The organism is Herpetosiphonaceae bacterium (assembly GCA_036374795.1).
GTDB lineage: Bacteria > Chloroflexota > Chloroflexia > Chloroflexales > Kallotenuaceae > LB3-1.
The window spans coordinates 20,714-35,068 of sequence record DASUTC010000137.1; the positions used below are offsets into that span (position 1 = coordinate 20,714).

The 14,355-nt window shown below is 64.6% G+C and carries 2 protein-coding genes; both read right to left on the minus strand.

The window, feature by feature from the left end; all coding sequences use genetic code 11:
• Position 1: 1 nt before the first annotated feature.
• Complete coding sequence (locus VFZ66_09575) at positions 2 to 9,223, minus strand: amino acid adenylation domain-containing protein (protein HEX6289428.1); 9,222 nt, start codon at positions 9,221 to 9,223, stop codon at positions 2 to 4.
• Positions 9,220 to 14,283, minus strand: coding sequence for an amino acid adenylation domain-containing protein (locus tag VFZ66_09580; protein HEX6289429.1), 5,064 nt, complete (start codon positions 14,281 to 14,283; stop codon positions 9,220 to 9,222). Before VFZ66_09580 ends, VFZ66_09575 begins: the two co-directional genes overlap by 4 nt.
• Positions 14,284 to 14,355: the final 72 nt, after the last annotated feature.

Sequence of the window (14,355 nt, forward strand, 5' to 3'; positions counted from 1 at the left end):
ATCAGGACTTGCCCATCAGCGCGACCAGATCGGCAATCGTTGGACGCGCTACGAATGCCTGCACCGATAGTGTAATGCGGAAGACACGGCGGAGCCTGGAGATGAGTCGCGCGGCAACGATCGAATCGCCCCCGAGATCAAAAAAGTCATCGAAGACGCCAACCTGGTTGAGGCTGAGAAACTCACACCAGATACGAGCGAGCTGCTCCTCGATAGGCGTTCTGGGGAGCACAAACTCCACGTCCAGGTCAGGGCGATCGGGATCGGGCACCGGTAAGGCTTGACGATCGATCTTGCCGTGTGGCGTGCGGGGCATGCGCTCCAGGAAGACAAGCGCCGCCGGGATCATCGACGCTGGCAGCCTGTCCTTCAAGAAGGAGCGGAGCTCGATACTGCTGAGGTCCAGGCCCTGATCTCCAGCGTCCCGGCGCGCTCTGGTGCTCGGTGCTCGGTGCTTCGTTCCTGGCTCTCTCACCACATACGCCACCAGTCGCGTGTCGTCGCTCTCCGCCTGCCGCGCGACGACGGCAACCTCACGTACCCCGGGATGCCGGGCTAGCACCTCTGCCACCTCGCCGGGCTCGATGCGCTGCCCACGAATCTTGACCTGATCATCGATCCTTCCCAGGAACGCAAGCACGCCGTCGGGCAGATAGCGGGCAAGATCGCCCGTCCGGTAGAGCCGCGTGCCCGGTTTCCGACTGAACGGATGGGGCACGAAGCGCTCGGCGGTGAGGTCGGGCCGCCCGTGGTAGCCGCGCGCGAGCTGCACGCCGCCGATGTACAATTCGCCATAGCCGCCTACGGGCACCGGGCGAAGATCACGATCGAGCAGGTAGATCTCCGTATTGGCTATGGGCCGCCCGATCGGCACGGTGGAGAGCCCGGTGTCACGCCCACAGGCCCAGGCGGTCACGTCGATGGCGGCCTCGGTCGGGCCGTAGAGGTTGTGCAGCTCGGCGTGCAGCTTGGTGAAGAAACGCTGTTGCAGCGCAAGCGGCAGGGGCTCGCCGCTACAGATCACGCGGCGCAGCGAGGTGCAGCGATCGAGATCAGGCTCGTCAAGCAAGACCTGCAACATCGAGGGCACGAAGTGCAGCGTCGTGATGCGCTCGCGGGTCATCAGCTCGACCAGATAGGCGGGGTCCTGGTGGCCGCCGGGTTTGGCGACGACGAGGGTGGCGCCACTCAGCAGCGGCCAGAAGAACTCCCAGACCGAGACATCGAAGCTACACGGCGTCTTTTGCAGCACGCGGTCGGAGGCGTCGAGCCGGTAGGCGTCCTGCATCCAGCAGAGCCGGTTGACGATCGCGCGGTGTGACATCTGGACGCCCTTGGGCCGTCCGGTCGAGCCGGAGGTGTACATGATGTAGGCGAGATTGTCGGGATCGGCGCGGCAGATGACACTGGTTGTCGGCTGGGCCTCGATCTGCGGCCAGTCCACATCGAGGCACACGATGCGTGCCGTCGTCTCTGGCAGATGCGTGTGCCGCCGATCAGCGGTCAGCAGCACGGCGATGTGCGCATCCTCGGCCATGTCGGCCAGGCGATCGGGCGGATAGGCCGGATCGAGCGGCACGTAGGCGGCGCCCGCTTTCAGCACGCCCAGCAGGCCGATCAGCAGCTCAAGCGAGCGATCGAGACACAGCCCAACCCGCGACTCAGGCCGCACGCCTAGCGAACGCAGGTGATGCGCGAGCTGATTGGCGCGCCGATCCAGCTCGTGATAGGTCAGGCATTGCTCACCGAAGATGACCGCGGTGGCATCCGGCGTGCGCCGCGCCTGCTCGGCACAGAGCTGATGCAAACACTGATTGGCCGCAGCGGTGGCCTCAGGTGTATCACGAGCAACCAGGCGATCCTGGCGCTGCGCCTCGGGCACCAGGGGGACGCGCGACACATCGACGTCAGGATCATGGACCAGCCCTGCCAGCAGCGTTTGCAGGTAGGTCAGCCAGCGATGAATCGTCTGGGCGTCGAAGAGATCGGTGTTGTACTCGCATTGGAGGTCCAGGTGATCATCCGCTTCTATGACTTGCAGCGATAGATCGAAGCGGGCAGCGCCATGGACATGCGTGACCGGTTGGACCCGTAGATTGTAGAGCTCAATGGCTCTGCCGCCGGTTTCCAGGTTAAAGACTGCCCGTATCCGCGCGCTGCGCCGATCATGCTGTCCGGTGCCGATCTGCGTGAGGAGCCTGCTGAATGGGCCGTGCTGGTTGTCGTACGCATCCAGCACGGTCCGTCGCACGCGGGAAAGATACGCACGACCGGGCAGCCCTGCTTCGATCGTGCTGCGGATCGGCAACAGATTGACACAATAGCCGGTGACATACGTATTGCGCATGCGCAGTTGTCCGGCTGCCGGAACGCCGACAATAAGATCGTGCTGTCCGCTCACGCGGTGGAGGACCAGGCTCCATGCGGCCAGGAGGATCATCAGGAGCGAGCAACCCTGCTGCTTCGCCGCCTCCTTGATCTGCCGACTGAGCACGCGATCGATCGCGATCACGGTGCGCGCGCCATGAAAGGTCGGCAGCGATGGTCGCGGATGGTCGGTCGGCAGCTCCAAGATCGGGATCGTATCGGCGAAGCGTTGCAGCCAGTACACCTCCGCCTGTGCCACCTCGTGCCCGAGGCTTGACCGCCACTGCACGTAATCCCTAAATTGCAGCGGAGTCGGGAGCTCAGCGATCTGTCCCTGGCAGGCCGCCCAGTAGCAGGCGCTGATCTCGTTGAAGATGATCGCTCCCGACCAGCTATCCGTTATGATATGGTGCAGCGTCGTCAGCAGGAGGTGCTCATGCTCGTGCAGCTTCACCAGCAGAAATCGGCACAACGGTCCTGCTTCGAGATCAAACGGCTGGCGAGCATGTCGGTCGATCAGGGTCGTCGCCTGCTCCTCGCGCTGCCTGCGCTCAAGCATGGAAAGGTCAATCAGCGGCAGATCGACGCGCAGCACCGGCGCGACGCGCTGGTACGCTCCCTCGTGGCTCACGGTAGTGCGCAGCGATTCGTGACGATCGACAACCTGCTGGATCGCGGCCTGCATGGCCTTGACATCCAGGGGGCCGCTGAGCCGCAGGGCCAGCGGCTCGTTATAGACGCTCGCGTCGCTCCCCGCTATCTGCGCGGCGGCCCACAGCGCTTGCTGAGACTCCGTGAGCGGAAAGGTGAGCATCTCCGTGCTCGTATCAGCGCCGGTTGCGCCTGCTGCCTGAGGAGCCGATGCGCGGACCCGATGGGTCGGTCGGTCCTGGTCGTCCGGCTGGACCGCCGACGCCCGTCGAGCGGCCTCGGCTCTCAAGACGCTCAGGTGGCCGAGACTCTCCAGCACCAGCGACGAATCGATCCCGAAATCGATCAAGCAGGCGATCTCAGTGACACCGCTTGCGGATAGTTGCTCGACAACCGGTAAGCAAGAGCGTACCGTTCCGATCAACGTTCCGCCTCGCGCAATCCGTAAGGCGGCCTGCTCCAGGAGATAGGCGTGCTCAACGTCGGGTATGCGCTCCATGTCGATCTGCCGCCCCTGGCCGCTTGCCCGATGGTTGAGTCCCAGCGAGGCGTTCAAGTAGCTGTAGAGCGGCTGGCGGGCCGTTTCGATCGCGGCTGCATGATCGTCGGCCAGGTACGTATGAATCAGGGCGGTGACGTGCCCGGATGCGGGATCGATGCCATGCCGCGCCAGCGATTGTCGGTACAGGCGGATGTTCTCGGCCAGGGCTTCGATCGATTGACCAATCAAATTGACCAGCACGCCTGCTCCAAGCGCTCCCGCTGTGACGAAGGTTTCGGGCTGCGCACAGGCGAGCCAGATCGGAAGCTCAGCCTGCCACGGCATCGGGTAGAGTCTGGCCGCAAGGCGGCTTTGAGCGCCGCCCTGGACCGCGATGCTTTCCCCACGCCAGAGCTGCCGCACGATCTCGATGCCCTCCAGCATCACGTCGCGGCGACGGTGATACTTCTCAGGCGCGAACACAAAGTCGTCGGGGTGCCAGCCAGGGGCAAACGCAATACCCACGCGGCCCTTCGAGATGTTATCTACGACCGACCACTCTTCGGCGACGCGGATTGGATGGTGCAGCGGCAGCGCGACGCTGCCCGCGCGAATGTGGATCCGCTCTGTGGCGCGTGCGAGGGCTGCCGCGATAACCGAAGGGTTCGGTGAAAACCCGCCAAATGAGTGGAAATGGCGCTCCGGTATCCACACCGCTGCAAAGCCGTGGTCGTCGGCGAAGTCGGCGCCCTGAAACAATAGATCGTACTTCTTCGGATCGAAGGCCGCCGGGTAGTTGCCAAAATAGTACAGGCTGAACTCCAGATCCCGGCAGCGCGTCTGTTCGGCTGCGGTTGCCGCTCCGGCACCGCTCCGGGCACGGACGCGCCGTGCTTCGGGCAGGGCGCTCAGGTGCGCACCCGAAACCGATCGGAGGGCGGCAGCGGGCATGGCGGCGTCATGACGGTCGATCGGGATGGATCGTTCTACGCCCGCCCCGGCTTTGGGCGGTACCTCCGAGAGGAAACCACCACGGCGCAGATCGGCAATCGTATCCTTGACCGACCGGATCAGATGCTCACTCTCTGCATCGCTATGAGCCGTCGAAAGAAAGAAATTGCCGCCTTCCCAGGTATGAATGCCCTGGTGCGTCAGGTGATACCTGAACAGCTCCAGGTGGTGCGCCGCATCGGGCATCGTGAAACGAAATACCGATCCAAAGTGGACCACGTGCAACGGGACGTGCTCGGCCTGAAAGAAGCGGTTCAGGGTCGCAACCAGCGCGGCTGTCCTGCGATTCAATGCTTCTTGGAGGGCCGGTCCCTGCGCTGTGATGTGCTTGAGGACCGCCAGGGCCGAGGCCATCGTCAGCGGATGCTTGAAGAAGGCGCCCGCAAACATTGTTTTTTCGGCCTGTGGATACGAGTCGTCTCCGTAGCTCCACATGCCGCCATCAACGGCATCCATGTAGGCCGCTTTACCTCCGATCACGCCTATCGGCAGGCCGCCGCCGACGATCTTGCCATACGTGACGATATCCGCCCGGATGCCGAACCACGCCTGCGCCCCGCCGGGGTGAATCCGAAATCCAGTCACCATCTCATCAAAGATCAGGGCGATCCCGGCCTGCTCGGTAAGCGCTCGGAGGGCACGAAGGAAGGCAGCAGGCTGGAGATCCAGGCGGCGGCTCTGAACCGGCTCGACCAACACCGCGGCAAGCTCGTGGGCATGGGCGCGAATCGTGTCGAGCGCATCAGGATGGTCATAGGGCAGGACCAGGAGGTCTTCGACGGCGTGGGGTGGTACTCCCGGCGCGCTGGGAATCGCTGGCAGGTGGCCGTCGGTCGTGGTCTGTCGGGCCAGAGTTCCATCCGCCCAGCCGTGGTACGAGCCCGCGAAGCAGGCTACCTTCGTGCGCCTGGTAGCAGTGCGCGCAATCCGTAGCGCGCCCATCACCGCCTCGGTTCCCGAGTTGCAGAAGGCGACGCGCTCAGCGCCCGTCAGCGCCCGGATCAGATGCGCGACCTCACCGGCAAGCGGGCTCTGAGGACCCAGCGGCACGCCGCTGCGAAGCTGCTCTTCGAGCGCCGCGATAATAAAGGGCGGCGCATGTCCGAATAGGTGGACGCCGAAACCCATCGTAAAGTCCACATACTCGTTGCCGTCGACGTCCCAGAGGCGCGCGCCAGCCGAGCGCTCTCCCGTGATCGGATAGACAAGCTCTTTCCAGGCCAGACGAAAGGCCGCTGTCCAACGGCTATCAGCGAGCACGGGACGGTAGTGCTGGGCCAGGTCTTTCGAGCGCCGGGTGCGCCGGGTGTAGCGGGCAACGAAGTCTGCAAGGTAGCGCTGCTGCTGCTCGGTGAACTGGAGCCTGCTGTGAGGCATTAGGGGCTGGTGCGGCACAAACGGCGCAGGCGCGGTGGTGCGGGAGCCGCTCTGCGGCGCTGCCGGGGGAGCAGGAGGTGCGCCAGATGGGAGCACCCGATCGTGAGTCGCCTGGATGCCGGTGGTGTGCAGGTGCTTGAGCATGTCCAGCTGCTGCGCCATCAGGTGAAGCTGCTGGGAGATCACCCGCTCCAGGGCGCTGTCGGCATCGGGCGCTGCCGCGTGCAAGGCCGCGACAGCGCCGCCGACAGCCGCCTCATACGCGGGTGCCGGCTGCGGCGCGGTCGGTGGCGTGCTGTCTGAGCGCACCGCAGGCTGATCCTCCGGTCGTGGTACCATCTGATCGATGTAGTCGGCGACGCGATCGAGTGTAGGATAGTCTTCCAACAGTTGCGCTAGCGAGAGCCGGATGCCCCATGTATCATGGATCGCCTGATTGAGTTGAATGAGCAGCAGGGAGTCGACGCCCGCATCAAACCATGCCTGATGCATATCGAGCGCGTCGGGATCGACGCCTGTCAGACGGTTGATCACCATCCCAAGCGTTGCCAGGATGGCGGCGCGCCGTGTGGGGGCAGGCTGGGCTGTGCGCTGTACTGCGGACATCGAAGGCTGCCGATCAAGCACCGAAGGATGCCCGTGATGGGCGGCTGAAATCCAGTAGCGCTCTCGCTCGAACGGGTAGGTTGGGAGCGGAACTCGTCGATGGCCTGCTTCGGCGTGCAGACCCGTCCAGTTCACGGCGATTCCTGCAAGCCACAGCTGGCCGAGCGTCCGAAGGATGGCGGTAGTATCGGCGTGCTCTACGCCGGGCTTCCCGATCGACGTCAGCACGATCTGATCGTCCGATCTGGCTGGATGGCGTCTCGCCAGGCTGGCGAGCGTGTGCCCCGGACCAACTTCCAGCAAGACCTGATGCTCCCGTTGGCAGAGCATCCTCATCCCCTCGGCACATCGCACCGTCTGGTGGAGATGCCTGGCCCAGTACGTGGGGTCCGTGGCCTCCGCTGCCGTGATCCAGGTGCCGGTGATGTTCGAGATGTACGGAATCTGAGGTGGATGCAGCGGTACCTGTCTCATCGTTGCCAGGAACGGCTCGACCATAGGCTCCATCATCGATGAGTGAAACGCATGCGACACAGATACCGGCTGCGATTCGATCCCGCGCTCCTTGAGCTGCCGGGCCAGGGCCGTAACCGCATCTTCTGATCCCGCAACCACACACGTCGTCGGCCCGTTCGTCGCCGCGAGCGAAAGATGCCGGCCATCCGACATGGACACGCGATGCAGCAGCGGTCGCACCTCGGATTCGGCGAGGGGCAGCGCCAGCATGGCCCCACGCGGCAGATTCTGCATCAAGCACCCGCGCACTGCGACCAGCATCAGCGCATCTTCCAGCGAAAAGACGCCAGCGATACATGCGGCAACATACTCACCAAGGCTATGGCCGAGCATCGCCTGAGGCACAATCCCCCACGCTTGCCAGAGCTGTGCCAGCGCGTATTCCACCACAAAGAGCGCTGGCTGAGCAATCGAGGTTTGGCTGAGCTGTGCTGATGCCGCTGCGTGGGCAGCGGATGGGTAGAGAACGTCTCGCAGATCCAGGCCAAGGTGTCGTTTGAGCAGCTCTGCACAACGATCGACGGAGCTACGGAAGATGGGCTCCGCTCGGTAGAGCTCTCGCATCATGGCAGGATAGTGCGCTCCCTGTCCCGGGAAGAGAAAGGCAACCGATCGTTGGCGCTCCTCGGCGATACGGCTCAAGAGCCGCTGCGGATCGCGACGTTGCAGCACCTCGATCGCCTCTCGGGTATCGCGGCACACCAGCATCGTGCGATGGGAGAACGCCCTCCGACCGACCTGGAGCGTGGAGGCCACATCAGCCGGATCGATCTGAGGATGCTGGGAGAGATACTCGGCGAGGTTGCGCACCGCGGCTTCGAGCGCCGTCGGTGTTTTCGCCGAAAGCGGTAACAGATGAGCCGCCCGCGATGTTGGAGGACGCTCGACGGCGGGCGCTTCTTCAAGGATAAGATGTGCGTTGGTGCCGCCTATCCCAAACGAGTTGATGCCGGCCCGGCGGGGATGCTCGCGGCGCGGCCATGCTGTGAGCGTCGTATTGACGTAGAAGAGGCCGTCGGCGAAATCTATCTGAGGATTAGGCTGCTCGAAGTTCAACGTCGCCGGAATGTGCCTGTGCTTAAGCGCCAACACGGTCTTGATCAGGCCCGCGATCCCCGCTGCGGCATCAAGATGGCCGATATTCGTTTTAACAGAACCGATCGCGCAAGCATGTCGTCTGGCGGTGCTGCGGCGAAATGCTTGATTGAGCGCTGCGACTTCGATCGGATCACCCAGGATCGTCCCGGTTCCGTGCGTCTCGATATAACCGATGGTTTCGGGGTCAACCCCGGCCAGCGAGATCGCCTCTGCGATCACCGCGGCTTGCCCATCCTGGCTGGGAGCGGTGAAGCCGACCTTGCGCGCGCCGTCATTATTAATCGCCGAGCTTCTGATGATCGCGTGAATACAATCACCATCCGCGAGCGCATCTGCTAATCGCTTCAGCACCACGACGCCAACCCCGCTTCCAGCGATCGTGCCGGTCGCGCGCGCATCGAACGCCCGGCAATGGCCGTCGCGCGCATAGATGCTACCGGTTTGATACAGGTAGCCCGCTTGCTGGTTTGCCCGAACGGAGGCTGCTCCGGCGAGCATCAGGTCGCACTCAAAGTTGAGCAAGCTCTGACAGGCAAGGTGGATGGCGACGAGCGATGTCGAGCACGCACTCTGCACCGTGGTGCTTGGCCCTTTCAAGTTCAGTGCATACGCCAGGCGGGTGGCAAGAAAGTCTTTCTCGTTGCCAAGACCAATATGATACAGGCCAGGCGTGCGCACTAGCTCCGGATGTGAGAGAATATGATGCAGGTAGGTGTTGGGTCCGACACCTGCATACACACCGATCAGCCCTGCATAGGTTTCCGAGGTATACCCGGCATGGTCGAGCGCCGTATAGGCACACTCAAGGAAGAGGCGCTGCTGCGGGTCCATCAGCTCGGCGTCACGCCGATTGAACCCAAAGAATGCTGCGTCGAATCGGTCGATGTCGTCCAAGATCGCCGATGCTTTAACATAATCGGGGTTGCTGAGCAACCCCGGATCGACGCCGGTATCCAGCAGTTCACGGTCGGAGAAGAACGAAACCGACTCGATGCCGTTCTTCAGGTTGTCCCAGAACTGGTCAATATTCTTGGCTCCCGGAAACATACCGGCCATGCCAACAATGGCAATTCCCGGTATCGACCCGACTGACTCACGCGATGTAGGAGCACTCATACCTGGTCCTTTCGTCGTTTTTCCCGGCTATTAAGTGCCTCGATCCGCTGCCTGGTGCGCTGGTCGGGCTCGTAGCCATGCTCGGAGCTCTCTGGTGGAGCCTGGTCCTGCGAAAAATAGCGAGACAGCCCGCTGATCGTCGGGTGGCGGAACATCTCGACCAATGAGATATGGTTGTTGAAGGTCTGGCATAGCTCGGTATGGATGTGGATAGCCAGCAATGAGCTTCCACCCAGGTCAAAGAAGTTGTCATGGATGCTTACCCGATCGAGGTGCAGCGCGCTGGTCCAGATCCGGGCGATCGTTTCCTCAACCTCGGTCCTCGGTGCAACAACATGCCGCTCCAGCACCAGTCGCTCCGGGCTACGTGCCAGCAGGTGCCCGCGGTCGACTTTTCCATGGAGTGTGAGCGGCAGCGTGTCGAGCGGCACCACGGAATCGGGGATCATGTATGCGGGCAAGCGCTCCCGCAGGAATGCCTGCAGCTCCGTGTGCCATATGCCACGTTGCACGGTTCGAGCTTCCCTGGTGCCGGACGCCCGCTCAGGCCCGTCACCACGCTGTTCTCCGACGACATACGCAACCAGCGTATCGCCACGGACGACGACCGCCGCCGCGCAGACGGCGGGATGCTGCTGAAGCATGGCCTCGATCTCGCCCGGCTCGATGCGGTAGCCGCGCAGCTTGACCTGCCGGTCGATCCGTCCGATGAAGTCGAGCGCGCCGTCCTCACGAAGACGGGCCAGATCGCCCGTCCGGTAGAGCCGCGCGCCCGGTGTTCGACCGAACGGATCGGGGATGAACGTGACGGCGGTCAGATCCACACGCCGGTCATAGCCGCGCGCCAGGCCCACCCCGCCGATATAGACCTCGCCGATGACACTTACCGGCAGCGGCTGAAGATTCTTGTCAAGCACGTATACCTGCGCGTTGGCGATCGCATGACCAATCGGCGGCTGATCGGCGGAGGCGTGGCACGCGGCGATCGTCGCGCAGACCGACGCCTCGGTCGGGCCGTAGGCGTTGAAGAAGCACCGTCCAGGGGTTGCCCAGCGCTCGACGACATGCGCCGGGCACGTCTCGCCTGCCGCAATGACGGTGCGGAGCGCCGGGAAGTCGGCAGGTGAGAGCACCGCCAGCAGCGAGGGCGGCAGCGTGGCGATGCTGATCGCCTGCTCGCGCAGCAGATCCAGGGCGGCAACGCCTGACGACGGAGTATCGCGCGGACCCAGGCAGAGGGTAGCTCCTGCCAGGAGCGCCATCCAGATCTCGGAAACCGAGGCGTCGAAGCCGAGCGAGGCGAATTGCAGCACCCGGCTCTCGGACGTGACGCCAAAGGCGCGAATTTGTGCGGTCGCCAGGTTACACAGCCCCCGGTGTGCAATCATCACGCCCTTGGGCTGTCCCGTCGAGCCCGACGTGTAGATGACGTATGCCAGATGATCGGGCTGCACCCCGCTAGTGAGGGTATCGCTACGCTCGCGCGCAATCGCCATCCAGTCCAGATCAAGCCGGACCACCGGCGCTGTGTGGCTGGGCAGACGTGCGACGAGGCGCTGCGTGGTGAGGAGCACGCATACCTGTGCCTCCTGCAAGATGGCGTGCAGACGCTCGGCGGGATAGGCCGGGTCGAGCGGCACGTAGCAGCCGCCCGCCTTCAGCACGCCCAGCAGCCCCACGATCATCTCCGGCGAGCGATCGAGGCAGATGGCGACGCGCGCCTCGGCGCTGACGCCGCGTGCGCGGAGGTACCACGCCAGCTGGTTGGCCCGTCGGTTCAGCTCGCCATAGGTCATCTGTCCGTCACCGGCGATCAGTGCCGGCGCGTCGGGTGTCTGCTCCGCCTGCGCCGTGAACACATCGTGCATGCAGACGTGCCGCGGATACTCCGCCTGCGTCGCGTTCCACGCCACAAGCATCTGCTCGCGCTCCCGATCCGTCAGCAGCGGCACCTGGGCAAGCGGCTGATCGAGGTCGGTCAGCAGCGCATCGAGCACCACCTGGAGGTGGCCCAGCAGCCGTTGCGCCACCGCTGGCGTCACCCGATTCTGATCGAACGAGCACTGGAGCGTGAGCTGCGCCGCTGGAATGACCAGCAGGCTCAGCGGATAATGCGCCTGCTGCACCACCGGCAGTTGCTCGACCTGCAGCGGAGCGACAGCCCTCAGTGCCTGGGACGCGGCGTGGAGCCCCACGAGCGGATAGTTCTCGAAGACAAACAGGCTCTCGAAGAGCGGCGTACCGGGGGGTATCGCGCTCCATGCCTGCACCTGCGGCAGCGCGCTGTACTCGTAGCGCCGCAGCTCCGCCTGCTCGCGCTGGAGCGTTGCCAGCCAGTGCCGCAGCGTCATCGTCGGCGGCAGGCGGACCCGGCGCGGCAAGGTGTTGATGAACATGCCGACCATCTGCTCCACGCCCGGCACATCCGCGGGCCGACCGGCGACCACCGTTCCAAACACGACATCAGCGCTGCCGCTATAGCGGCTCAGCAGCAGCGCCCACGCCGCCTGCATCACTGTATTCAAGGTCAGGTGCTCCTGGCGGGCGAGCCGCTGCAGGGCCTGCGTGGTCGCCGACGGCATCTGCACCGTCCGCTCGGCGTAGGTGGGCGTGTGGCCGACGCCGACAGGCCGATCGATGCCCAGCGGCGTGGGCGCCGCGATCCCGGCCAAGGCCGTGCGCCAGTAGGCTTCGGCGGCGGACTGATCCTGCTCCTGAAGCCAGGCAAGGTAGTCTTCATAGGGCCGGGGACGGTCCAAGCGCGGTGGGTGCTCCTCGCAGGCAGCCGCGTAGCAGGTCAGCAGATCGCGGAGCACCAGCGGCAGGCTCCAGCCATCCAGGATCAGGTGATGATGAGTCCAGACGCACTCCCAGGTCGTATCGTCGAGCCAAAACAGATGGACCCGGAGGAGGGGCGCGGATGTGAGATCAAAGCCAGCGGCGCGATCGGCAGCGCGCCAGGCATCGAGCTGGCGCTGCTGCTCGTCTCCGGTCGCTGCGCGCCAGTCACGGATGGTAAAGGGGACGTCGAGCTGGCAGCGGACCACCTGATGCGGCGTGGCGACGCGCCCCCAGAGGAAGGCCGTGCGCAAGATCGCATGGTGCGCGACGACCTGCTGCCAGGCACGCTGGAGTGCGGACACATCCAGCGTGCCTGTGAAGCGGAGGCCAACCTGCACGATATACGCACCGCTCTGCGGTGCGTAGAGCGCATGAAAGAGCAGACCCTGCTGGAGCGGCGTGAGCGGGTAGACACGTTCCACCTGCCGATCCGCTCCCACGACCTGGTCCAACTCGTGCTGTGTCAGCCGGGCCAGCGGGAAGTCCGAGGGCGTGTAGCCGCCCACATGCGGCTGTTGGCAGTGAGCGATCAATGCGCGCAGCGCCGAGACACAGGAATCCGCCAGGCCACGAATCGTCTCACGCCGGTGCGTATTAGCGCTGTAGAACCACAAGATCTGGAGCTGGCCGCCCGTTGTGCGCGCCACGACATCGAGCAGATGAGAGCGATGGGCTGCGGGACTCAGGGGCATGCCAGGCGACTCCGGCGCTAGCTGAAACAGCCCGTCGCCCGTGAGCACGTGATCGAGCTGGCCGAGATAGTTAAAGCTCAACTCAGCCTGGGGCGGCGCTGCCAGGGCAGTGTCACCGCGGAGATAGCGCAGCAGGCCATAGCCGAGGCCGTGCCGGGGGATCGCCCGCAGCTGCTCCTTGATGGTCTTGAGCGCCGGACCCGGCTCCATGCCGGGTTCGAGCTGCAAGCGCACCGGATAGAAGCTCGTCAACCAGCCGACCGTGCGCGACAGATCGACATCCTCGAACAGCTCATCGCGCCCGTGCCCTTCCAGCTCAATCAGCACGGTATTCCGTGCCGTCCACCCCGTCAGCGCCTGGGCTAACGCCGTCAGCAGCACATCGTTAATCTGCGTGCGATAGGTGCGCGGCACCTGATGCAGCAGGGCGTGGGTTTCAGCCGCGCTCAGCGCAACGCTGAGATACTCACTGGCGGCGACGGTGTTCGGACCCAGGTCATGGTCACGCGGCAGGGCAGCCGCCTCTGCCCACGCCGGATCGGTCCAGAAGGCCCGCTCGGCGCGTATGGCGTCGGTCTGGGCATAGGCCTGGAGGCGCCGCGCCCAGTGCTGGAATGAGGTAGTCTTGCGCGGCAGGCGCACGGCCTGACCCTGCGCCAGGTACAGGTACGCCGTCTGGAGATCGTCCAGCAGCACGCGCCAGGAGACACCATCGACCGCGAGATGATGGATCACCAGCAGCAATCGCGCGCGCTGGGGAGGAGCGTACTGAGCATACACGAGGCGCAGGAGCGGACCGTTGACCAGATCGAGGCTCTGATGCGCGCGCTGCACCTCGGCTTGCAGCGCGCGCTGCTGCTCGTCGGCCGCCAGCTCGCACAGATCGAGCACCGTCAGGGGAGGGCTGACATCATCCACGATCATCTGCTGCCAGCCCTGGTCAAGGCGTGCATAGCGCAGCCGCAGCGCGTCGTGGTGCCGGAGCAGGCAGACGACCGCGTCGCGCAACGTGTCCACGGCGAGGGGTTGGGTGACGCTGAGCAGGATAGCCTCATTCCAGTGCTGTGGCGCGCGCTGCTGATCGAAGAAGCGGCGCTGGATGGGTGTGAGCGGCACATCGCCGACGACCAGCCCTTGCTCAGCCGTGACCGCCGTCGTAGTATTCGCCACCGTAGCCAGATCGGCGATCGTCGGGTGCTCGAAGAGCTGCCTGGGAGTCAGGTGCACGGCGGCCTGTCTGGCCCGCACGACGATCTGGAGGCTGAGGATCGAGTCGCCGCCGAGCGCGAAGAAGTTATCGTGGATGCCGACCTGGGGCAGCCCCAGCACCGCCGTCCAGATCGCGGCGAGCGTCTGCTCCACCGGGGTGCGCGGGGCAACAGGGGGATCAGGGGTGGGAATGGCTCCGGGTGCGGGCAGCGCGTCGCGATCGAGCTTGCCGTTGGGCGTCAGCGGCAGCGCTGGGAGCACCACAAACGCGCCCGGCACCATGTAGGCAGGTACGCGATCATGCAGGTACGTGCGCATGTCAGCGATCAGGGATCGGGGATCGGGGATCGGGGCAACCTCCCCTGATCCCCCAGCCCCGATCCCCGATCC

Bases quoted from the DNA above. Each gene is read 5' to 3' on its own strand.
- VFZ66_09575 (HEX6289428.1), bottom strand. From the start codon at position 9,223: ATGAGTGCTCCTACATCGCGTGAGTCAGTCGGGTCGATACCGGGAATT.
- VFZ66_09580 (HEX6289429.1), bottom strand. From the start codon at position 14,283: ATGCGCACGTACCTGCATGATCGCGTACCTGCCTACATGGTGCCGGGC.